We start from the raw sequence: 21,237 nt of genomic DNA, 5'->3' as shown, positions 1-21,237 counted from the left end.
GGGAGCGGGCTTGCTCGCGATAGCGGTGGTTCAGTTGGCATTGGTTTTGAATGTGCCGCCGTCTTCGCGAGCAGGCTCGCTCCCACATGGTTTTCGGGCTGTTCACAAACCTGTATCCAACCACAATCTCCTGTGGGAGCGAGCCTGCTCGCGATAGCGGTTGCTCGGTTTGCATCGAAGCAGCAGGCATAAAAAAACGCCGCCCCTCGCAAGAAGGGCGGCGTTTTTAGTCGGGCGTCGAAGCGTTAGGCTTGGACGACCGGGATGTTGGCGTTTGCAGCTGCTTCACGGAACTCGGCGATCTGGTCGAAGCTCAGGTAGCGGTACACGTCCGCTGCCATGCTGTCGATCTTGCCGGCGTATTCCATGTACTCCTCGACGGTCGGCAGGCGACCCAGGATGGATGCAACGGACGCCAGTTCAGCCGAAGCCAGGTAGACGTTCGCGCCGTCACCCAGACGGTTCGGGAAGTTACGGGTCGATGTCGACACCACGGTGGCGTTCGGCTCGACGCGTGCCTGGTTACCCATGCACAACGAGCAGCCTGGCATTTCCATCCGTGCACCGGCCTTGCCGTAGATGCCGTAGTAGCCCTCTTCGGTGAGCTGGTGAGCGTCCATCTTGGTCGGCGGCGACAGCCACAGACGGGTTGGCAACTGGCCCTTGACCTGCTCCAGCAACTTGCCGGCAGCGCGGAAGTGACCGATGTTGGTCATGCACGAACCGATGAACACTTCGTCGATCTTCTCGCCAGCTACGCTGGAGAGCAGACGGGCGTCGTCCGGGTCGTTCGGGGCGCAGAGCACAGGCTCCTTGATGTCGGCTAGGTCGATTTCGATGACTTCGGCGTATTCGGCGTCAGCATCGGCTTCCATCAGCTCAGGGTTGGCGATCCAGGCTTCCATCGCTTGGGCGCGACGTTCCAGGGTACGCACATCGCCGTAGCCTTCGCCGATCATCCAGCGCAGCAGGGTGATGTTCGATTGCAGGTATTCGGTAATCGACTCTTTCGACAGCTTGATGGTGCAACCGGCAGCCGAACGCTCGGCAGAGGCGTCGGACAGCTCGAAAGCCTGTTCGATGCTCAGGTTGTCCAGGCCTTCGATTTCCAGAATGCGGCCGGAGAAGGCGTTCTTCTTGCCTTTCTTCTCGACAGTCAGCAAGCCAGCCTGAATCGCGAAGTAAGGAATGGCGTGAACCAGGTCACGGAGGGTGACACCCGGTTGCATCTTGCCTTTGAAGCGCACCAGGATCGATTCCGGCATGTCCAGCGGCATGACGCCAGTGGCTGCAGCGAACGCGACCAGACCGGAACCGGCAGGGAACGAAATGCCCATTGGGAAACGGGTATGGGAGTCGCCACCGGTACCGACGGTGTCCGGCAGCAGCATGCGGTTCAGCCAGCTGTGGATGATGCCGTCGCCCGGACGCAGGGAAACGCCGCCGCGGGTCATGATGAAGTCAGGCAGGGTGTGGTGGGTGGTCACGTCGATCGGCTTTGGATAAGCCGCGGTGTGGCAGAACGACTGCATCACCAGATCGGCCGAGAAGCCCAGGCATGCCAGGTCTTTCAGTTCATCACGGGTCATCGGCCCCGTGGTGTCCTGGGAACCGACGGTAGTCATCTTCGGCTCGCAGTAGGTGCCTGGACGCACACCCGCTACACCGCAGGCCTTACCGACCATTTTCTGCGCCAGGGTGAAACCCTTGGTGCTTTCGATCGGGGCATCCGGTTTCTTGAACAGGTCGAACGCTGGCAGGCCCAGTTCGGCGCGAGCCTTCTCGGTCAGGCCACGGCCAATGATCAGTGGGATACGGCCGCCGGCACGGACTTCGTCCAACAGGACCGGGGTCTTCATTTCGAAAGTGGTCAGGACTTCATCGGTACCGTGCTTGCAGACTTTGCCAGCATGCGGGTACAGGTCGATCACGTCGCCCATGTGCATGTTGGACACATCGAATTCGATCGGCAGGGCGCCGGCGTCTTCCATGGTGTTGTAGAAAATCGGGGCGATCTTGCTGCCGAAGCAGAAACCGCCGGCGCGCTTGTTCGGAACGAAAGGAACGTCGTCGCCGAAGAACCACAGCACCGAGTTGGTCGCCGATTTACGCGACGAACCAGTACCGACTACGTCACCGACGTAGGCGATCGGGAAGCCTTGGCCACGCATCTCTTCGATCTGCTTCATCGGCCCGGTCTTGCCTTGTTCATCAGGCACGATACCGTCGCGGGCCATTTTCAGCATGGCCAGGGCGTGCAGCGGGATGTCCGGGCGGGACCAGGCATCAGGGGCAGGGGACAGGTCGTCGGTGTTGGTTTCGCCGGTGACTTTGAATACCCGCAGGCTGATCTTGTCGGCCAGCACAGGGCGATTCTTGAACCACTCGCCGTCGGCCCAGGATTGCAACACGGCCTTGGCGTGAACGTTGCCGTTCTTGGCTTTTTCAGCCACGTCGTGGAAGGCATCGAACATCAGCAGGGTGTGCTTGAGTTCCTTGGCTGCTACCGGCGCCAGCTCGGCGTCGTCCAGCAATTCCACCAGGGTCACGATGTTGTAGCCGCCCTGCATGGTGCCGAGCAGTTCAACGGCGCGCTTCTTGTCCAGCAGAGGGGATTGGGCTTCGCCCTTGGCCAGGGCGGACAGGAAACCGGCCTTGACGTAGGCGGCTTCGTCGACTCCAGGCGGAACGCGATTGGTGATCAGGTCAACGAGGAAAGCTTCTTCGCCAGCCGGAGGATTTTTCAGCAGCTCGATCAGGCCTGCGGTTTGTTCGGCGTTAAGCGGCTGGGGAACGATACCCAGTGCTGCACGCTCTTCGATATGTTTGCGGTAGGCTTCAAGCACAGTTATTACCCTCATCAGTGGTCCCAAATGGGTGTCCGGGACGCTCATCCAGAAACCCACGGTACTCATGCGCGTCGGTGGCTTTTTGAGCCACCAGGCCAGAGTTTCCGGGGTTCCTCACAGAAGCTGCTTTCAAAGTTTTACGCCTGCAGAACGGGGAGCTGATGAGGGTTGGCGTTGGGCTTTCCCCGCTGGAAAGACCCTTCGCCAACACCGCTCTGAAGGAACGACTGTGCTCGTGACGCTTTGAAAACAGCTTCTAACGGACATTGGCGCCTTAAAAGGCTGGCTGATTCTACGGGAAAAAAAAATTAAAGGTAAGTTGGGCCATGAAGTTTGAAGGGGTGATCAATCTTAGACAAAGGGCTAACATGACGGCCTGTCCTGCTTTTGCGTGTGCTTTTCCTTATGCCCAACCAGCTCATCAAGACCCCCTGTGTCGGCCTCTGCTCCACTGTCTACGGTGACCTGGTGTGCCGTGGCTGCAAGCGGTTCCACCATGAAGTGATTCACTGGAACGGCTACAACGAGGACGAAAAACGCGCGGTGTGGATGCGGCTGGAGCAGTTGCTGGTGCAGGTGATGGTGGCCAAGTTGGAGGTTTTCGACCCAGGATTGCTGCGCCAGCAGCTGGAGTCGCGCAAAATCCGCTTTGTGCCGCATCAGTCGGAATATTGCTGGGCCTACCAATTGATCGCCCGGGGCGCGCGCGTGATCAACAATCTGGAAGCCTACGGCATGGTGCTGATGCCGGAGTTTCGCGACTGGGACCTGCCAGACCTGCGCGACGCCATTGATCGGGAATTTTTCCTTCTGTCCGAAGCCCACTACCAGCGCTACATCGCGCCGGGGTTCCTGAAGGATGCAATCGGCGGCTGACCTCCGGCCATTTGCGCCAGGGTTTTTCAGGACCAGACATTTTTAAGATCAAGAGCGAGGGTCGCTTCGCAACCCAGCGGGAGCAAGCTCCCTCGCCACAAAGAGCTCATTCGCTTTATTCCTTGACCGCCAACTCCACCAGATGGTCCTCGACTTCCTGCGGCTTGAGCACCAGCACGTCGCTTTCCAGTGTATCGAGCACCGCTTCGGCGGTATTGCCGATCAACACCCCTGACAACCCGGAACGCGCCACGGTGCCGATCACCGTTACCGCGGCCTGCAGCTTGCGCGCCATGAATGGGATCAGCACGTCCGCCGGACCTTCTTCGATGTGCAGGTGCTGGTCGTCGATGTCGAACTCGGCCTGGAACGCCCGGCATTGCTCGCGATAACGAGCTTCGATGGTTTCCTTGAGCTGGAAGGTCGGGTCGGCCGACGACAGCATCGGCGTGGGGTGGGCACTGATCACATGCAGATGCGCCTTGGCCAGGAGGGCAATGTCGTAGCCGTGATCGATGATGGTGTTGTGCAGGTGACGGTGCTCGCCGTCGGCATTGCCAACGTCCACGGCCGCCAAAATCACCTTGTCCTTCCAGGAACCCGCAGTTTTCACCAGCAGCACCGGGGTCGGGCAGTGGCGCAGCAGCTTCCAGTCCGCCGGGGTGAGCAGGGCTTTTTTCAGCGGGCTGTCGGGGAAGTGCTGCTTGATCACCAGGCCGCAGCCCTCGGCCTGCTGCACATCGATGATGGTTTCGTAGAGGCTTTCGTTCCAGGCCTGCTCGGTGGTGACGCTGTAGCCGTCCGCCAGCAGCGCGGCCTTCAGCACGCCGAGCATGCCGGCATGGTCGTGCTTTTTGTCGCACACCAGCAGGTGCAGGTGGGCCTGGGTCACCCCGGCGATCAGCTTGGCGCGCTTGAGCGCCAGGCTTTCCGAATGTTCGGGTTCGATGACCACCAGAATGCTGCGAATGGCTTGCATGATCGGCGTTCTCCTGCAATGAAAAGGCTGGCGTTGCTCAACTATAGTTGTTGTGGGGCAGTCTAGTTGCTATGGGTGAGTCGTCGACTTGATGCATATCAACGGCGGTGACTGGTGGTCTGGAGGCAGGCCGGTATAATCGGCGCCCTTCGCTCGACTACCTTTTCCCGTGAGCCCCATGATCCTTCCCGAAATTCACCAATTCCTTGGTTGCCGCACCCCGGATGCCTGGGTCCAGGCCGCGCTGGCTGATCAGGAAACGTTGCTGATCGACCACAAGAACTGCGAGTTCAAGGCCGCCAGCACCGCCTTGAGCCTGATCGCCAAGTATCATTCCCATGTGGACCTGATCAACCTGATGTCGCGCCTGGCCCGAGAAGAGCTGGTGCATCACGAGCAGGTCATGCGCCTGATGAAAAGACGCAAGATCGGCTTGCGCCAGCTCTCCGCCGGGCGTTACGCCTCGGGGCTGCGCAAGGTGGTACGCAGCCATGAGCCGGTCAAGCTGGTGGACACCCTGGTGGTCGGCGCCTTCATCGAAGCCCGCAGTTGCGAGCGTTTCGAGGCCCTGGTGCCGCATCTGGACGAAGAACTGGGCAAATTCTACTTCGGCTTGCTCAAAAGCGAGGCGCGGCACTTCCAGGGTTACCTGAAACTGGCTTACCAGTACGGTGACGCCAAGGACATTGCCCAGGTGATCGACAAGGTGCGTGACGCCGAGCGGGAACTGATCGAATCGCCGGACGTGGAGTTTCGGTTCCACAGTGGTGTGCCGGCTCGACAGTGCTGAGGTGCCGGTACTGACGCCATCGCGAGCAAGCTCGCTCCCACAGGGGATTTTCTGTGTACACATTATTTGTGAACACTGAAGAGTCAAATGTGGGAGCGAGCTTGCTCGCGATGGGGCCTTATGCAGCACTGCATCTCTAAGTGACCAGCCCCAGGCGTTCATGCCACTGGGCAATGGATTCCTCGGGATAGACATCGAACTGCTGGTCGCCCTTATGCGTCTCGACCTCCACCCACGGCGCCTTGGAACCGAGCATCAGGTGCGTGTGCTCCGGCGGTACCGGCAGCGGTGTGTCGATGGCGGAGGCAAAAGGGTGGATCAGCTCTGGCCATTCCGGGCTGAACAGCCATAATCCCGAGCCGCACAAGGAACAGAAATGCCGTTCGGCACTGCTGCGGTGGGCGCGCTTATCGCCTTCATTCTTGAGCCGTGCATGGTAGATGGAAATGTGTTTGCGCCCGCGCACCTTCAGGCTCTGGGCATCGCCCCCCAGGTTGATGGCAAAACCACCACCGCCCTGGGTCTTGCGGCAGATCGAGCAGTAGCAGCGTTGATAAGGGTAGGGGTGGGCACAGGTCAGGCTGAATGAAACCGCGCCGCAGTGGCAGGATCCTTCGAGCTGCATGGGAGCCTCCAATTAGGGTTGGAATGATTCTAAACAGCCTAGACGAGCCTGCTCGCGATGACAGATTACGCGGCCCCACGGCCGGGTACCCGCCACAAATACCACGCCGCCACCGTCCGATAAGGGCTCCAGGCCCGGCCGATATCGATCATCTGCCTGCGGCTGGGCTGTTGCTCCAGCCCCTTCATCCGTCGATAACCCTCGCGCACACCAAAGTCATCGGCTGGCAGAATGTCTGGCCGCTCCAGGCTGTAGATCAGTAGCATTTCCACGGTCCAGCGCCCGACACCGCGCAACGCGGTCAGGCGCTCGATCAGGGCTTCATCTCCCATGGCCAGCGCCGTGGCGTAATCCGGCACCAGCCCCTCCAGAGTCGCTTGGGCTATGCCCTGGATGGTCGCGATCTTGCTGGCGGAAAACCCACAGCTGCGCATTTGCGCAAAGTCAGTCGCCAGAATCTGCTCAGGCTTGGGGAATGTCAGCGCCGGGAACAGTGCCAGCAACCGAGCGAGAATCGCATCGCCAGCCTTGGCGTGCAGTTGCTGATAGGCAATCGCCCGCACCAGGGCCTCATAGGGATCGCGGGCCGGCTTGGGTTGCAGCAGGCAAGGGCCGATCGCTTCGACATGGCGGCGCCAATCTTCGTCCTGACTCGCCAGAAAGACACTGGCGTCATGGTAGGGCACAGGCATCAGGTGTTCGTTCTCCGGGCCGATCAGAACGCCAGCGGCAGCGAAACCTGCACCGCGGCTTTTTCCAGCCGCAACAGAAACGCCTTGCGCGGCTGTCCGCCACCATAACCGGTCAACGAGCCGTCCGCGCCAATCACCCGGTGGCAGGGGATGACGATGGCCAGGCGATTCTGTCCATTGGCCAGGCCCACGGCGCGGCTGGCGCCAGGGCTGCCGAGCACCGAGGCGATGCCGCCGTAGCTGCGGGTTTCGCCGTAGGGGATGTTCTGCAACTCGGCCCAGACCCGCACGGCGAAGGCACTGCCAGGCATATGCAGCGGGACGCTGAACGCGGTGAGTTTGCCGGCGAAATAGTCGGCCAGCTCGGTTTCGATCTGCTGCAAATGAGGGTTGTGCCCCGGCGCAATGGTATAGCCGTAGCGCTGCTGCAGCTCTTCGATTTCCCGGGTCAGGGCCGGACGGTCGAGGAACTCCAGCAACACCAGGCCACGCCGTTCGGCCATGGCCAGCATCGGACCCAACGGCGTGGTCAGGCGGGTGAACAACAAGGGCTCACTGAGGGCGGCGCGGCCCGGGGTGATATGGAAGGATTTGACGAAGGCGTCGCGAAATCCGCTCAGCGACTCATAGCCGGAATCGAATGCCGCGTGATCGATGGAGGCGCCTTCCTTGATACCGCCCAGGGCGATACCCAGGCGGCGGGTGCGCAAATAGGAGTGGAAGGTCATGCCGAAATGTTGCTTGAACCAGCGCCGCAGTTTCAGCGGTTCGATGCCTTGTTCCAGCAGCAGGGCGTCGGTCCAGCGCAGTTCGGGTTCGGCATCCACGGCTTTGAGCAAGGCCTGGATCCAGTCCGGCGCGATGGCCGCGGCGTCCAACGGCTTGCAGCGCAGGCAGGCCCGGTAGCCGGCTGACATGGCTTCGTCGGCGTGGGCGAAGAACTCCACGTTCTCCGGTTTCGGCTTGCGCGCCGTGCAAGCGGGGCGGCAGAAAATGCCGGTGGTCTTGACCGCGGTGAAAAACACCCCCTCGTAGGCGGTGTCTCGTTCGAGCATGGCGCGGACCATCTCGGCATGGGGCGGGAGCAGCGAGTCTTGTCGGTTCATGGGTGGAGCATAGAACCGTGTCGGAAACGACTCCACCGAAAAATCGACAGTGAATTTTCCGGTCACGCTTGTTCAGGGTGCCGGGGCTTTTTCGTCTGTCGGCTACATAGTAGCGAGGCGTTCAATACTTCCAGAACACTGGGGTGAACAACACCATCACCGTCAGGATTTCCAGGCGACCCAGAAGCATGCCAATGGTCAGCAGCCACTTCGCCGCATCCGGCAACGTCGAGAAGTTACCGGCTGGCCCGATGATCGTACCCAGCCCCGGGCCTACGTTGCACACGGCGGTGGCCGCGCCGGTCAAGGCGGTTGTCCAGTCGAGGCCGATCAGCGCCAACCCCAGGGCGATAGCGCCGATGGTGATGGTGAAGAAAAACGAAAACGTCAGCAGCGAGCGGACGATCTCTTCATCGATGGGGTGGTTGTTGTATTTTTTCTGAATCACCGCCCGGGGATGGATCAATTGTTTCAGACTGCTCATCAGCAACGCCCCGGCCACTTGGAAGCGGAAGATTTTCAACCCGCCGGACGTGGAGCCCGAACAGCCGCCGACAAACGTCAGATAGAAGAACAACAGCAAGGCAAAACTGCCCCATAAGGTGTAATCACCCAGCGCCACACCCGTAGTAGTCACCACTGACGTCACGTTGACGGCCACGATACGCACCGCGTCCCACCAGGTGTAGTCACTGTTCAGGCTCAGCCAGGTCCCCACCACGAGCCAGGTGATGACCAGAAACCCGACGAACCCCCTGACTTGCTGGTCCCTGAACAGCGCGCGCGTGTTGCCGCGCAAGGTGGCGACATACAAGGTGAATGGCAGTGCGCCTGCCATCATGACGATCACCGACACCCAGTGAATGGCGGGTTGAGTCCAATGTCCCAGGGATGAATCCGACGTGGAAAAGCCGCCGGTGGAAATCAAGGACATCGCGTGATTGATCGCGTCGAAGGGCGTCATGCCGGCCCACCACAGGGCAAGGGTGGCGAGTGCGGTCAACCCGACGTAGATCCACAGGATGTAGGTCGCGGCGACGTGGGAGCGTGGTGTGACCTTCTCCGACCAGTCCGACGATTCGGTCTGGAACAGTCGCATGCCGCCGACCCGCAGCAGTGGCAGGATCGCCACCGCCATGCCGATGAAACCGATCCCGCCGAGCCAGTGCAGCATCGAGCGCCAGATCAACAGACCGGGGGAGGCGTTGTCCAGTCCGGTGAGGATGGTCGAGCCGGTGGTGGTGATACCCGACATGGTCTCGAAAAAGGCATCGGTGTAGCTGATGTGCTGGATGAACACCATGGGCAGGGCGGCGAAGCTGCAGACGATGACCCAGCTGGCGGTGGTCAACAGGTACATGTCCCGCGGGCGTATCTGGGTGTGCGCGGGCCGACCTCGCGCCACCAGGGCGATGCCACAGACAAAGGTGATCAGGCTCGACCACAAAAACGCCGACAGGTCATCGTTGCGCCCGTACATCACCAACGTCAAAAGTGGGATTGCCATGCTGGCAGCGAGGGTGATCAGGAAAATACCGAGAATGAAACCGATAAACCGCACTACCGCAATGGACATGGGACGCGCCTGAATGAATGAGCCGCACAGTATTGTTTTCGTGGGTCGGCCGCTGCGTAAAGTTTGCGTAAAAAAGAGCCTGAAGTGATGCCGCTTCGCGAGGTAGTGATTGGCTCTCTCCATTGGGCAGTTTTCTTCAATACCCACCGCGACGGTCGATTTACCTTGATCGCCACCTCACAGATACGAAGAAGGTTTGCGATGAGTCTGATTCTTTCCATGGCGGCGTTTGCCTTGGTCGCCTCCATTACACCAGGGCCGGTCAACATTGTGGCCCTCAGTTCCGGGGCACGATACGGGTTTCGAGCGACCTTGCGCCATGTGGCCGGCGCGACCCTGGGCTTTGTCTTATTACTGGTGCTGATGGGACTTGGGTTGCATGAAGTGCTGCAACGCTGGCCCGGGCTCACGCGGGTGGTGCAACTGGGGGGCGTGGCGTTTCTGCTGTACATGGCATGGAAGTTGGCGATGGACAATGGGCACTTGGGCGCCAAGGACGAGGACCGGGCGCCGTCGATGTTCTACGGTGCGCTGATGCAATGGCTCAACCCCAAGGCCTGGCTGGCCTGTGTGGCGGGGATGGGCGCGTTCGTGGCCGATGGGGAGGCACGACTGGTGTGGCAGTTTGCGGCTGTCTACTTGGTGATCTGCTACGTCTCGGTGGGCTGCTGGGCCTATGCCGGCAGTTTCTTGCGCATCTGGCTGGGCAATCCGGCGACCATGCGCCTGTTCAACCGGGCGATGGCGGTGTTGCTGGTGGTAAGTGCGGTGTATTTGCTGTTGCCTTGAGTCGGGCCCGCTGTTGTGGCAGCAACCCCATTTTCAGATCGGATGCTGTTGTGGCGAGGGAGCTTGCTCCCGCTCGACTGCGCAGCAGTCGCCAAAGGTCAGTGGGGCTACTGCGTAGCCCAGCGGGAGCAAGCTCCCTCGCCACAGAAGTATGTGGGGAGTCGGCATCAACCGCGATACTGGCCCGGCGTAGCGGCCAGGTGTTGTTTGAAGGCCCGCTGAAAATGCGCCTGGTCGGCAAACCCGCTGTCCAGCGCCACGTCGGCGATCAGCTTGCCTTCGCGCAGTTGGCGGCGGGCGAACTGGATCCGGCGGTTGACCAGGAACGCATGGGGCGTCATCCCGTAATGGCGCTTGAAGGCGCGGCTCAGGTAAGACGGCGAGAGTTGCGCCGCGGTGCAGATATCTTCGAGCTTCAACGCTTCGGTGCAATGGTCGTGGATGAACTGCGCTGCGCGCATCAACCCCGGATGGCTGCCCCGGTCCGGACGGCCGGCAGGGTTGAGGCGTTGTTGCAGATCGGTGAAAAACGCCTCGGCGGCGGTGCGCTTGCGGTCGGTGTCGAGCCGCTCATCCACCAGTTGCTCATACAATCCTTGTAGCGCGGCAAACAGCTCGACGTCGCGGCTGTGGGTCGTGGAGAAGCTCTGGAATTCCAGGGTTTCATCAAAACCGATACGGCGTTGCAAATCCCTGAGCCATTGGGTATCGACGTACAGCATCACATACGACCAGGGCTCATCGTCGATGGGGTTGCACGCATGGACATCGCCGGGGTTCATCAGCACCACCGTGCCGCTCTGCACCTGGAAATTCGAACGTTCGTGAATATAGGTGCTGCGCCCGGCGGTGATCGCACCGATGGAAAAGTGGTCGTGGGAGTGACGTGAATAGCAGACTTTGCGCCCATCGGCGATGGCTCGGGCTTCGATGAAAGGCAGGGCTGCATCGCGCCAGAAGCGTGGGGCGGCGTCATGGGTAGCGTGCTTCATCGCTGAACGTCCTCGTCCTGAACCTGTGAAGCAGTGTATTAGCCCTCGCCGACAAATGCCCGATTGATTTGGCCGTTGGGTTTGAAGGGGCGTGGGCCTGGACTAGACTTCAAAAAGTCCCGCCGATGGAGTTCCCGATGCTTGCGCCAGGTAAACCGGACAACGAAGCCGTTCGCCTCAAGAATTTGCACTCGCTCAAACTGCTCGACACCGCGCCCGAGGAGCGGTTTGACCGTCTGACCCGGCTTGCCCGGCGTTTGTTTGATGTGCCCATTGCGCTGGTATCCCTGGTGGACAGCAACCGCCAGTGGTTCAAGTCCCGTACCGGCCTGGAGGCCTGTGAAACCTCGCGGGAGATTTCCTTCTGCGGGCATGCGATTTTGCAGGATCAGATCCTGGAAATCTGCGACGCGGAACAGGATGAGCGGTTTCACGACAACCCGCTGGTCACGGACGCACCGCGTATTCGCTTCTATGCGGGGTATCCCCTGGGGCTGGAGGACGGCAGCAAGCTCGGCACATTGTGCCTGCTCGACACCCGGCCGCGCACCCTGAACGATGAAGAGCGCGAGCTGCTGCGTGACCTGGCACGCATGGCCGAGCAGGAAATGATTGCTGTGCAGATGGCGAGCCTGGACGAACTGACCCTGCTGTCCAACCGGCGCGGCTTCAAGATGCTCGCCCAGCATGGATTGAGCGTTTGCGACCGCTTGTCGCGCCCGGCGACGTTGCTGTTCTTCGATCTCAATGATTTCAAGTCCATTAATGACCGCTTCGGGCACGCCGAGGGCGACGCTGCGCTGAAGACATTCGCCGACGTGTTGCGCATCGCCTTTCGCGAAAGCGATGTGATCGGCCGTTTGGGCGGCGATGAGTTCGTGGCGTTGCTCACCGGCTCTTCCCATGTCGAGACCTCGGCGATTGTGGCGCGGCTCAAGGAAATCCTCGATGAACGCAATGCGATGCTGCATCGCGGCTATGACATCCACTTCAGCGTGGGCCAGATCGAATACGACCCCCGGCGGCATTCGTCAATCGACAGCCTGTTGGCCGAGGCGGATGCGGCCATGTATACCCAGAAACAGGCATTGCGCCGCTAGTTGGTGTGGGCTCGCTGCTCGCGATGACGGCGGCACAGCCAATATCACTGCACACTGACCCGCCGCTATCGCGAGCAGGCTCGCTCCCACAGGGGATTTGTGGTGGATGTAAGCTCTGTGAACACCCGGAACCAACGTGGGAGCGAGCCTGCTCGCGAAGACGGCGGCACAGCCAATATCACTGCAAACTGACCCGCCGCTATCGCGAGCAAGCTGGCTCCCACAGGGGGTTTGTGGTGGATGTAAGTTCTGTGACCCGCCCGGAACCAATGTGGGAGCGAGCCTGCTCGCGATGACGGCGGCACAGCCAATATCACTGCACACTGACCCACCGCTATCGCCAGCAAGCTGGCTCCCACAGGGGATTTGTGGCGGATGTAAGTTCTATGACCCGCCCGGCACCAATGTGGGAGCGAGCTTGCTCGCGATGACGGCGGCACAGCCAATATCACTGCACACTGACCCGCCGCTATCGCGAGCAAGCTGGCTCCCAGAGGTGGACTGTGGCGACTGGGAAATAGGGGGACAAAAAAACGCCGCTTGTCCTTTTCAGGGCAAGCGGCGTTTTTATGCAGCGCTGAAGCGAAGATTACTCTTCGAGATTACCCATGGCGGTGGTGTTGAAGCCGCCGTCCACGTACATGATTTCACCGCTGATGCCCGACGCCAGGTCCGAGCACAGAAAGGCGCCGGCGTTGCCGACTTCTTCGATGGTGACGTTGCGACGCAGCGGGGTTTGCGCTTCGTTGGCCGCCAGCATCTTGCGGAAATTCTTGATGCCGGAAGCGGCGAGGGTGCGGATCGGACCTGCCGATACGCAGTTGACGCGGGTGCCGTCCGGGCCCAGGGAGCCGGCCAGATAACGCACGCCAGCTTCCAGGGAAGCCTTGGCCATACCCATGACGTTGTAGTTCGGCATGGTGCGCTCGGCGCCCAGGTACGACAGGGTCAGCAGGCTGCCGTTGCGGCCTTTCATCATTTCGCGACCGGCCTTGGCCAGGGCCACGAAGCTGTAGGCGCTGATGTCGTGGGCGATGCGGAAACCTTCGCGGGTGGTGGCTTCGGTGAAGTCGCCGTCCAGCTGGTCGCCCGGGGCAAAGCCCACGGAGTGCACGATGCAGTCCAGGCCGTCCCACTTCTTGCTCAATGCTTCGAAGACCTTGGCGATTTCTTCATCACTGGCCACGTCGCACGGGAAGCACAGTTCAGGGCTCGAGCCCCAGCCTTGTGCGAACTCTTCGACACGACCCTTGAGTTTGTCGTTCTGATAAGTGAAGGCAAGCTCAGCGCCCTCGCGATGCATGGCGGCGGCGATGCCGGATGCGATGGACAGCTTGCTGGCGACACCGACGATCAGTACGCGCTTACCGGCGAGAAAACCCATGTGTTGCTCCTCTTTCAGGTTATTCGGCAGCTGTTGGGGCCAGGAAGGCGGCCTCCAGCAACTGCTGTGTATAGGGGTGTTGCGGCGCGGCGAATATGCTGCGGGCATCACCTTGTTCGACCACTTGGCCATGCTTGACCACCATCAGCTGGTGGCTCAGCGCTTTGACGACAGCCAGGTCATGGCTGATAAACAGGTACGTCAGGTTGTACTTGGTTTGCAATGACCGCAACAGCTCCACCACCTGGCGTTGCACGGTACGGTCCAGGGCCGACGTCGGTTCATCCAGCAGAATCAACGCCGGCTTGAGCACCAGGGCCCGGGCAATGGCGATACGCTGCCGTTGCCCTCCGGAAAATTCATGGGGGTAGCGGTTCCGGGTTTCCGGGTCCAGGCCTACCTCCTTCAATGCCGCGATTATCGCTTGTTCCTGTTCGGCTTCGCTGCCGATTTTGTGGATCCGCAGGCCTTCGCCGACGATCTGGCTCACACACATCCGTGGGCTCAGGCTGCCGAACGGGTCCTGAAACACCACTTGCATCTCCCGGCGCAGCGGCCGGACCTGTTGCTGCGTCAGGCTATCGAGTTGCTTGTCTTCGAAGCGGATCCCGCCCTGGCTGCCGATCAACCGCAAGATCGCCAGGCCCAGGGTGGACTTGCCGGAACCACTTTCGCCAACGATACCCAGGGTCTGGCCCTGGGGCAGGCTGAAGCGGACACCGTCTACGGCCTTGATGTAGTCTACCGTGCGTTTGAACAAACCTTTCTTGATCGGGAACCAGACTTTCAGGTCTTCGACCTGCAACAGCGGCGGGCCGACGACGTTGGTCGCCGGGGTGCCGCTGGGCTCGGCGGCCAGCAATTCCCGAGTGTACGGATGCTGTGGCGCGCGGAACAACTCTTCGCACGATGCCTGTTCGACGATGCAACCGCGCTGCATGACACATACGCGGTGAGCAATTCTTCGCACCAGGTTCAAATCGTGGCTGATCAGCAGCAGCGACATGCCCAATCGCGCCTGCAACTCCTTGAGCAATTCGAGGATTTTCAGCTGGACGGTGACGTCCAGGGCCGTGGTCGGTTCGTCGGCGATCAGCAACTCCGGCTCGTTGGCCAGGGCCATGGCGATCATCACCCGCTGGCGCTGGCCCCCGGACAATTCATGGGGCAGGGCCTTGAGGCGCTTATGGGGCTCGGGGATGCCGACCAGCTCCAGCAACTCAAGGGTCCGGCGGCTCGCCACCTTGCCGCTCAGGCCTTTGTGAATGCCGAGCACTTCATTGATCTGTTTTTCAATGCAGTGCAGCGGGTTCAGGGACGTCATCGGTTCCTGGAAGATCATCGCGATCCGGTTGCCGCGGATATGACGGATGGTTTTTTCTTTCAGCCCCAGCAAATCCTGCCCGGCGTACTGAATGGTCCCGGTCGGGTGGTGGGCCAGCGGGTAGGGCAGCAACCGCAGGATCGAGTGGGCGGTGACCGACTTGCCCGAGCCACTTTCACCCACCAGGGCCAGGGTTTCGCCGCGCTTGATATCGAAACTGACGCCCTCGACTACGCGTTGGCGGCGTTCGCCGACAATGAATTCCACCGCCAGGTCGCGTACTTCGATCAGATTGTCCTGGTTCATATCACTTCCTCGGATCGAAGGCATCGCGAGCGGACTCGCCGATGAACACCAACAGGCTCAGCATCAGCGCCAGCACGGCGAACGCGCTCATGCCCAGCCACGGCGCCTGGAGGTTGGATTTGCCCTGGGCCACCAGCTCGCCCAGGGATGGCGAGCCGGCAGGCAAGCCGAAACCGAGAAAATCCAGGGCGGTGAGGGTGCCGATGGCACCCGTGAGGATGAACGGCATGAAGGTCATGGTCGAGACCATGGCGTTGGGCAGGATGTGGCGGAACATGATCGCCCCGTTCTGCATGCCCAGCGCCCGTGCGGCGCGTACGTACTCCAGGTTGCGTCCGCGCAGGAACTCGGCGCGCACCACGTCCACCAGGCTCATCCAGGAAAACAGCAGCATGATACCCAGCAGCCACCAGAAGTTCGGCTGTACGAAACTGGCGAGGATGATCAACAGGTACAGCACCGGCAGCCCGGACCAGATCTCCAGGAAACGCTGGCCGGCCAGATCGACCCAGCCGCCATAGAAACCCTGCAAGGCGCCGGCGATCACGCCGATGATCGAACTGAGCACCGTCAGGGTCAGGGCGAACAGCACCGAGATGCGGAAGCCGTAGATCACCCGCGCCAGGACATCGCGGCCCTGGTCGTCGGTGCCCAGCCAGTTCATGGCCGAAGGCGGTGCTGGCGCCGGGACCTTAAGGTCGTAGTTGATGCTCTGGTAGCTGAACGGAATCGGCGCCCACAGCACCCAGGCGTCTTTGGCGGCCAACAACTCACGGATGTACGGGCTCTTGTAGTTGGCTTCCAGCGGAAATTCGCCGCCGAACGTGGTTTCCGGGTAGCGCTTGAGGGCCGGGAAATACCAGCCGTCGTCGTAATGCACCACCAGCGGTTTGTCGTTGGCGATCAACTCGGCGCCCAGGCTCAGCCCGAACAGGATCAAAAACAGCCACAGTGACCACCAGCCACGCTTGTTGGCCTTGAACAATTCGAAGCGGCGGCGATTGAGAGGGGACAGGTTCATCTCAATGCTCCCGGCTTTCGAAGTCGATGCGTGGATCGACAAAGGTGTAGGTCAGGTCGCCGATCAGCTTCACCACCAGCCCCAGCAGGGTGAAGATAAACAGAGTGCCGAACACCACCGGGTAGTCGCGGTTGATGGCCGCTTCGAAACTCATCAGCCCAAGGCCGTCGAGGGAGAAGATCACTTCCACCAGCAAGGAGCCGGTGAAGAATATCCCGATGAACGCGGAGGGGAAGCCGGCGATCACCAGCAGCATGGCGTTACGGAAGACGTGGCCGTAGAGCACCCGATGACGGGTCAGGCCCTTGGCCTTGGCGGTGACCACGTACTGTTTGTTGATTTCATCGAGGAAGCTGTTCTTGGTCAGCAGGGTCATGGTGGCGAAGTTGCCGATCACCAAGGCAGTCACGGGCAAGGCCAGGTGCCAGAAGTAATCGAGAATCTTGCCGCCCATGCTCAGTTCGTCAAAATTGTTGGAGGTCAGTCCGCGCAACGGGAACCAATCGAAATAACTGCCGCCGGCAAACACCACGATCAGCAGGATGGCGAACAGGAACGACGGGATCGCGTAGCCGACGATGATCGCCGAACTGGTCCACACGTCGAAATGGCTGCCATGCCGCGTGGCCTTGGCGATCCCCAGCGGGATCGACACCAGGTACATGATCAGCGTGCTCCACAGCCCGAGGGAGATGGACACCGGCATCTTTTCCTTGATCAGGTCGATGACCTTGGCATCGCGGAAGAAACTGTCGCCGAAGTCCAGTTGGGCGTAGTTCTTGATCATGATCCACAGGCGTTCGGGGGCCGACTTGTCGAAGCCGTACATGCGCTCGATTTCCTTGACCAGTCCCGGGTCCAGGCCCTGGGCGCCGCGATAGGAGGATCCGGCCACCGACACTTCGGCGCCGCCGCCGGCAATGCGGCTGGTGGCACCTTCGAAACCTTCGAGCTTGGCGATCATTTGCTCCACTGGCCCGCCGGGCGCGGCCTGGATGATGACGAAGTTGATCAACAGGATGCCGAACAGGGTCGGGATGATCAGCAGCAGCCGCCTAAAGATGTAAGCCAGCATCGTTTACTCCACGCTCGCAGGAGCGGCGTTGATGTGTTGTTCCATGACTTGTTTTTCTACTTCCACCGCAGGCTTGGTGTCCGGCTTGACCCACCAGGTGGTGGTGCCGATGTCATAGGTCGGCGTGATTTTCGGATGGCCGATATGGTTCCAGTAGGCCACGCGCCAGGTTTTGATGTGCCAGTTGGGAATCACGTAGTAGCCCCATTGCAGGACCCGGTCCAGCGCCCGGGCGTGGGCCACCAGGCTCTTGCGCGAATCGGCGTTGATCAGTTGCTCCACCAGCTGGTCCACGGCCGGATCCTTCAGGCCCATGGTATTGCGGCTGCCAGGCTTGTCGGCGGCGGCCGACATCCAGAACTCGCGCTGCTCGTTACCCGGCGAACTGGATTGCGGGAAGCTGCCCACCACCAGGTCGAAATCCCGGGAGCGCACGCGGTTGATGTACTGGGACACGTCCACACGACGGATTACCAGTTCAATGCCCAGGTCGCTCAGGTTGCGCTTGAACGGCAGCAGCACCCGCTCGAATTCGGTCTGGGCCAGCAGGAACTCCAGCACCACCGGTTTACCTTGGGCGTCGACCATCTTGTCGTCGACGATGCGCCAGCCGGCTTCTTGCAGCAATTGGTACGCCTTGCGCTGCTGGTCGCGGATCATGCCGCTGCCGTCGCACATTGAGGGTTGGAAGGCTTCGCTGAACACCTGCTCGGGAATCTTGCCGCGCAGGGGTCCGAGTATCTTCAGCTCGTCTTCACCGGGCAGGCCGGTGGCGGCCATTTCCGAATTTTCGAAATAGCTGCGGGTGCGGGCGTAAGCGCCGTTGAACAGTTGCTTGTTGGTCCACTCGAAATCCAGCAGCAGGCTCAAGGCCTTGCGCACTCGCACGTCCTGGAAGATCGGTCGGCGCAGGTTGTAGACAAAGCCCTGCATGCCGGTAGGGTTGCCGTTGGGGATCTGTTCCTTGATCAGTCGACCTTCGGCTACGGCCGGAATGTTGTAGGCGTTGGCCCAGTTCTTGGCGGTCATCTCCAGCCAGAAATCGAACTGCCCGGCTTTCAATGCCTCGACCGCGACGGTGTTGTCGCGGTAGTAATCGGTGGTCAGTACGTCGAAATTGTAGAAGCCGCGATTGACCGGCAGGTCCTTGCCCCAGTAGTCCTTCACGCGCTCATAGCGAATCGAGCGTCCGGCCTTTACTTCGGCGACCTTGTAGGGGCCGCTGCCGAGGGGGATCTCCAGGTTGCCTTTGTTGAAATCGCGCTCGGCCCACCAGTGTTTTGGCAATACCGGCAATTGGCCGAGGATCAACGGCAATTCGCGGTTGTTGGTGTGCTTGAACTTGAACAGCACTTTGAGCGGGGTTTCGGCGATGACTTCGGCGACATCGTTGTAATACCCGCGAAACATCGGGGCGCCGTCCTTGGTCAGGGTCTGGAAGCTGAAGACCACGTCTTCGGCGCGCAGCGGATGACCGTCGTTGAAGCGGGCTTCGGGACGCAAGTAGAAACGCACCCAGCCATTGTCCGGAGCTTTCTCGATTTTTTCGGCGATCAGACCGTATTCGGTGAAGGGTTCGTCCAAGCCTTGCTTGGCCAGGGTGTCGTAGATCAGGCCGATGTCATCGGCCGGTACACCTTTGCTGATGAACGGGTTGAGGCTGTCGAAACCACCAAACCCGCCCTGGCGGAACACGCCGCCTTTGGGGGCATCGGGGTTCACGTAGTCGAAATGCTTGAAATCGGCCGGGTATCTCGGTGGTTCGTTGTACAACGTCAAGGCGTGCTGCGGCGCGGCGAAGGCCAGCCCGGCGAATAACAAGCTGCTGGCCTGCAGGAGCAGGGCGCGAAAAGGCTTCATTGATCTTTCTCCGAAGATTTCAGCCACCAGCTGCTCAGGCCCAGGGTGTAGGGCGGCGTGGTGACGAAGGCGAACCGGTTGCGGTACGCCAGGCGATGATAATTGAGATACCAGTTGGGGATGCAGTAGTGCTGCCACAGCAACACGCGGTCCAGGGCTTTGCCGGCGGCGACCTGTTCGTCGCGGGTGCGGGCGGCCAGCAGCTTTTCCAACAAGTGATCGACCACGGGGTTGGCGATCCCCGCGTAGTTCTTGCTGCCCTTGACCCCGACCTGGCTGGAGTGGAAATACTGCCATTGTTCCAGGCCCGGGCTGAGGGTCTGGCCCAGGGTCAGCAGGATCATGTCGAAGTCGAACTGGTCCAGCCGCTGTTTGTACTGGGCGCGGTCCACCGTGCGCAGCCGGGCCTGGATGCCGATGCTGGCGAGGTTTTCAACGTAGGGTTGCAGGATGCGCTCCAGGTTCGGATTCACCAAGAGGATCTCGAAGCTCAGGGGCTGGCTGTCGGCGTTCACCAGTCGTTGGCCGTTGAGGGACCATCCGGCGTCCTTCAAGAGTGCCAAGGCTTTGCGCAGGGTTTCCCGGGGAATGCCGCGACCATCGGTTTTGGACAAGCTGAAGGGCTCGGTGAGCAGTTTGGACGGCAATTGTTCACGGTATGGCTTGAGCAGCAACCACTCGTGGCCCACCGGAAGGCCGCTGGCGGAGAATTCGCTGTTGGGGTAATAGCTGAGGGTGCGCTTGTAGGCGCCACTGAACAGCGTGCGGTTGGTCCACTCGAAATCGAACATCAGCCCCAAGGCTTCACGCACCTTGACCTCGGCAAATGTGTTGCGCCGGGTATTCATGAACAAGCCCTGGGTCTGGGTCGGGATCTGGTGGGGAATCTGTGCCTTGATCACATCACCACGCTTGATCGCCGGGAAATGATAACCGTTGGCCCAATTCTTGGCCTGATGCTCGATGTAGATGTCGAACTCACCAGCCTTGAACGCTTCGAAGGCCACTTCGCTGTCGCGGTAGAACTCCACGTCCATTCGGTTGTAGTTGTATTTACCGCGATTGACCGGCAGGTCCTTGCCCCAGTAATCCTTGACCCTTTCGAACACCAGTTGGCGACCTGGCTGCACTTTGGTAATGCGATAAGGCCCGCTGCCCAGGGGCGGCTCGAACGTAGTGGCCTTGAAGTCGCGGTCTTTCCAGTAATGCTGGGGCAGCACCGGTAATTCACCCAGGCGCAGTATCAACAGCGGATTGCCCGCGCGCTTGAAGACAAAGCGGATTTTCAGCGGGTTGAGAATGTCGACCCGCAACACTTCCTGCAGGTTGGTGCGATATTGCGGGTGGCCGTCCTTGAGCAGGGTTTTATAGGAGAACGCCACGTCATAGGCGGTGATTGGCACACCATCGTGGAATCGCGCTTCGGGCCGCAGGTTGAATACCACCCAACTGCGGTCCTCGCTGTATTCCACTGACCGGGCGATCAGGCCGTAGCTTGACGTCGGTTCATCACCGGACGGCGCGTACTGGCCGGTGCCAACCATCAGCGGTTCGTTCAGCTCGTTGATGCCGTATTGCAGGAAGTTTGGCGTGGAAACCGGGCTGCTGCCCTTGAATGTGTAGGGGTTGAGCGTATCGAAGGTGCCGAATGCCATGACCCGCAAGGTACCGCCCTTGGGCGCTTGCGGGTTGACCCAGTCGAAGTGGGTGAACCTGGCCGGGTACTTGAGTGTGCCGAACTGCGCATAGCCATGGCTTTCGCTGATGGTTGCGCTGGCGGGAGAACTCAAGGCCAGGCTGATCAGGAGCAGGAGGAGGGGACGTATCAAGTCTGAGATTCGATCCAGGCGGCATGGGCGTTTATGGCCTGTACAGTAACAGCTTGTATCGGCA

17 protein-coding genes are annotated in these 21,237 nt (G+C 60.6%); 4 read left to right on the top strand and 13 right to left on the bottom strand.

Annotation, left to right across the window (positions count from 1 at the left end; all coding sequences use genetic code 11):
* Nucleotides 1-245 precede the first annotated feature (245 nt).
* Nucleotides 246-2,846 (bottom strand): bifunctional aconitate hydratase 2/2-methylisocitrate dehydratase, encoded by a 2,601-nt coding sequence (gene acnB, locus QNH97_RS15940; RefSeq protein ID WP_283557497.1) that lies wholly within the window; start codon nucleotides 2,844-2,846, stop codon nucleotides 246-248.
* A gap of 408 nt (nucleotides 2,847-3,254) precedes the next feature.
* Here acnB and QNH97_RS15935 point away from each other — a divergent pair, with 408 nt between their 5' ends.
* Nucleotides 3,255-3,725: a DUF1289 domain-containing protein gene (locus tag QNH97_RS15935; RefSeq protein ID WP_060741956.1), complete on the top strand. Its 471-nt coding sequence runs from the start codon at nucleotides 3,255-3,257 to the stop codon at nucleotides 3,723-3,725.
* Between the two features lie 115 nt (nucleotides 3,726-3,840).
* Here QNH97_RS15935 and uspL read toward each other — a convergent pair whose 3' ends face one another.
* On the bottom strand, nucleotides 3,841-4,704 hold the full coding sequence (gene uspL, locus QNH97_RS15930) for a universal stress protein UspL (RefSeq protein WP_283552866.1): 864 nt from the start codon (nucleotides 4,702-4,704) through the stop codon (nucleotides 3,841-3,843).
* A gap of 178 nt (nucleotides 4,705-4,882) precedes the next feature.
* Between uspL and QNH97_RS15925 the strand changes: the two genes are divergently transcribed.
* On the top strand, nucleotides 4,883-5,494 hold the full coding sequence (locus QNH97_RS15925) for a MiaE family protein (protein ID WP_283552865.1): 612 nt from the start codon (nucleotides 4,883-4,885) through the stop codon (nucleotides 5,492-5,494).
* 136 nt (nucleotides 5,495-5,630) lie between these two features.
* Here QNH97_RS15925 and QNH97_RS15920 read toward each other — a convergent pair whose 3' ends face one another.
* The 4 genes from QNH97_RS15920 to QNH97_RS15905 form a co-directional block, all read right to left on the bottom strand.
* On the bottom strand, nucleotides 5,631-6,119 hold the full coding sequence (locus QNH97_RS15920; RefSeq protein ID WP_283552864.1) for a GFA family protein: 489 nt from the start codon (nucleotides 6,117-6,119) through the stop codon (nucleotides 5,631-5,633).
* 65 nt (nucleotides 6,120-6,184) lie between these two features.
* Nucleotides 6,185-6,811, bottom strand: coding sequence for a DNA-3-methyladenine glycosylase family protein (locus QNH97_RS15915; RefSeq protein WP_283552863.1), 627 nt, complete (start codon nucleotides 6,809-6,811; stop codon nucleotides 6,185-6,187).
* A gap of 23 nt (nucleotides 6,812-6,834) precedes the next feature.
* On the bottom strand, nucleotides 6,835-7,917 hold the full coding sequence (locus QNH97_RS15910) for a bifunctional transcriptional activator/DNA repair enzyme AdaA (protein ID WP_283552862.1): 1,083 nt from the start codon (nucleotides 7,915-7,917) through the stop codon (nucleotides 6,835-6,837).
* A 121-nt stretch (nucleotides 7,918-8,038) separates the two neighbouring features.
* The gene (locus QNH97_RS15905; RefSeq protein WP_283552861.1) at nucleotides 8,039-9,493 is read right to left on the bottom strand and encodes a TrkH family potassium uptake protein; all 1,455 of its coding nucleotides are present in this window, start codon (nucleotides 9,491-9,493) and stop codon (nucleotides 8,039-8,041) included.
* A 201-nt stretch (nucleotides 9,494-9,694) separates the two neighbouring features.
* Between QNH97_RS15905 and QNH97_RS15900 the strand changes: the two genes are divergently transcribed.
* The gene (locus QNH97_RS15900; RefSeq protein WP_283552860.1) at nucleotides 9,695-10,282 is read left to right on the top strand and encodes a LysE family translocator; all 588 of its coding nucleotides are present in this window, start codon (nucleotides 9,695-9,697) and stop codon (nucleotides 10,280-10,282) included.
* A gap of 167 nt (nucleotides 10,283-10,449) precedes the next feature.
* Here the strand turns inward: QNH97_RS15900 and QNH97_RS15895 are convergent, their stop codons facing one another.
* The gene (locus QNH97_RS15895; protein WP_283552859.1) at nucleotides 10,450-11,274 is read right to left on the bottom strand and encodes a helix-turn-helix transcriptional regulator; all 825 of its coding nucleotides are present in this window, start codon (nucleotides 11,272-11,274) and stop codon (nucleotides 10,450-10,452) included.
* A 137-nt stretch (nucleotides 11,275-11,411) separates the two neighbouring features.
* Here QNH97_RS15895 and QNH97_RS15890 point away from each other — a divergent pair, with 137 nt between their 5' ends.
* Entirely contained in the window at nucleotides 11,412-12,374 is a 963-nt protein-coding gene (locus QNH97_RS15890) for a sensor domain-containing diguanylate cyclase (RefSeq protein ID WP_283552858.1), read from the top strand.
* A gap of 589 nt (nucleotides 12,375-12,963) precedes the next feature.
* On the opposite strand, the gene fabI is transcribed toward QNH97_RS15890, so the two are convergent.
* Genes fabI through QNH97_RS15860 form a run of 6 tightly spaced genes read right to left on the bottom strand, consistent with a single transcriptional unit; the run spans nucleotide 12,964 to nucleotide 21,173 of the window.
* Nucleotides 12,964-13,758 carry an enoyl-ACP reductase FabI gene (fabI, locus tag QNH97_RS15885; RefSeq protein ID WP_025213267.1) on the bottom strand — a complete coding sequence of 265 codons (795 nt, stop codon included), beginning with the start codon at nucleotides 13,756-13,758 and terminating at the stop codon, nucleotides 12,964-12,966.
* Nucleotides 13,759-13,777: 19 nt separating this feature from the next.
* Nucleotides 13,778-15,388: an ABC transporter ATP-binding protein gene (locus QNH97_RS15880; protein ID WP_283552857.1), complete on the bottom strand. Its 1,611-nt coding sequence runs from the start codon at nucleotides 15,386-15,388 to the stop codon at nucleotides 13,778-13,780.
* A gap of 1 nt (nucleotide 15,389) precedes the next feature.
* The gene (locus QNH97_RS15875) at nucleotides 15,390-16,409 is read right to left on the bottom strand and encodes an ABC transporter permease (RefSeq protein WP_283552856.1); all 1,020 of its coding nucleotides are present in this window, start codon (nucleotides 16,407-16,409) and stop codon (nucleotides 15,390-15,392) included.
* 1 nt (nucleotide 16,410) lies between these two features.
* Nucleotides 16,411-17,484: a microcin C ABC transporter permease YejB gene (locus QNH97_RS15870; protein ID WP_283552855.1), complete on the bottom strand. Its 1,074-nt coding sequence runs from the start codon at nucleotides 17,482-17,484 to the stop codon at nucleotides 16,411-16,413.
* A 3-nt stretch (nucleotides 17,485-17,487) separates the two neighbouring features.
* Nucleotides 17,488-19,344 carry an extracellular solute-binding protein gene (locus QNH97_RS15865; RefSeq protein WP_283552854.1) on the bottom strand — a complete coding sequence of 619 codons (1,857 nt, stop codon included), beginning with the start codon at nucleotides 19,342-19,344 and terminating at the stop codon, nucleotides 17,488-17,490.
* On the bottom strand, nucleotides 19,341-21,173 hold the full coding sequence (locus QNH97_RS15860; protein ID WP_502944373.1) for an extracellular solute-binding protein: 1,833 nt from the start codon (nucleotides 21,171-21,173) through the stop codon (nucleotides 19,341-19,343). Before QNH97_RS15860 ends, QNH97_RS15865 begins: the two co-directional genes overlap by 4 nt.
* Nucleotides 21,174-21,237 lie beyond the last annotated feature (64 nt).

The organism is Pseudomonas sp. G2-4 (assembly GCF_030064125.1).
Lineage (GTDB): Bacteria > Pseudomonadota > Gammaproteobacteria > Pseudomonadales > Pseudomonadaceae > Aquipseudomonas.
The sequence above is the reverse complement of the archived record's forward strand: the minus strand, read 5'-3'. Positions and strand labels throughout refer to the sequence as shown.

What these genes read in the sequence shown, in the direction of transcription:
- QNH97_RS15935 (WP_060741956.1), top strand. Translation starts at nt 3,255, where the DNA reads ATGCCCAACCAGCTCATCAAGACCCCCTGTGTCGGCCTCTGCTCCACT.
- uspL (WP_283552866.1), bottom strand. Translation starts at nt 4,704, where the DNA reads ATGCAAGCCATTCGCAGCATTCTGGTGGTCATCGAACCCGAACATTCG.
- QNH97_RS15925 (WP_283552865.1), top strand. Translation starts at nt 4,883, where the DNA reads ATGATCCTTCCCGAAATTCACCAATTCCTTGGTTGCCGCACCCCGGAT.
- QNH97_RS15920 (WP_283552864.1), bottom strand. Translation starts at nt 6,119, where the DNA reads ATGCAGCTCGAAGGATCCTGCCACTGCGGCGCGGTTTCATTCAGCCTG.
- QNH97_RS15915 (WP_283552863.1), bottom strand. Translation starts at nt 6,811, where the DNA reads ATGCCTGTGCCCTACCATGACGCCAGTGTCTTTCTGGCGAGTCAGGAC.
- QNH97_RS15910 (WP_283552862.1), bottom strand. Translation starts at nt 7,917, where the DNA reads ATGAACCGACAAGACTCGCTGCTCCCGCCCCATGCCGAGATGGTCCGC.
- QNH97_RS15905 (WP_283552861.1), bottom strand. Translation starts at nt 9,493, where the DNA reads ATGTCCATTGCGGTAGTGCGGTTTATCGGTTTCATTCTCGGTATTTTC.
- QNH97_RS15900 (WP_283552860.1), top strand. Translation starts at nt 9,695, where the DNA reads ATGAGTCTGATTCTTTCCATGGCGGCGTTTGCCTTGGTCGCCTCCATT.
- QNH97_RS15895 (WP_283552859.1), bottom strand. Translation starts at nt 11,274, where the DNA reads ATGAAGCACGCTACCCATGACGCCGCCCCACGCTTCTGGCGCGATGCA.
- QNH97_RS15890 (WP_283552858.1), top strand. Translation starts at nt 11,412, where the DNA reads ATGCTTGCGCCAGGTAAACCGGACAACGAAGCCGTTCGCCTCAAGAAT.
- fabI (WP_025213267.1), bottom strand. Translation starts at nt 13,758, where the DNA reads ATGGGTTTTCTCGCCGGTAAGCGCGTACTGATCGTCGGTGTCGCCAGC.
- QNH97_RS15880 (WP_283552857.1), bottom strand. Translation starts at nt 15,388, where the DNA reads ATGAACCAGGACAATCTGATCGAAGTACGCGACCTGGCGGTGGAATTC.
- QNH97_RS15875 (WP_283552856.1), bottom strand. Translation starts at nt 16,409, where the DNA reads ATGAACCTGTCCCCTCTCAATCGCCGCCGCTTCGAATTGTTCAAGGCC.
- QNH97_RS15870 (WP_283552855.1), bottom strand. Translation starts at nt 17,484, where the DNA reads ATGCTGGCTTACATCTTTAGGCGGCTGCTGCTGATCATCCCGACCCTG.
- QNH97_RS15865 (WP_283552854.1), bottom strand. Translation starts at nt 19,344, where the DNA reads ATGAAGCCTTTTCGCGCCCTGCTCCTGCAGGCCAGCAGCTTGTTATTC.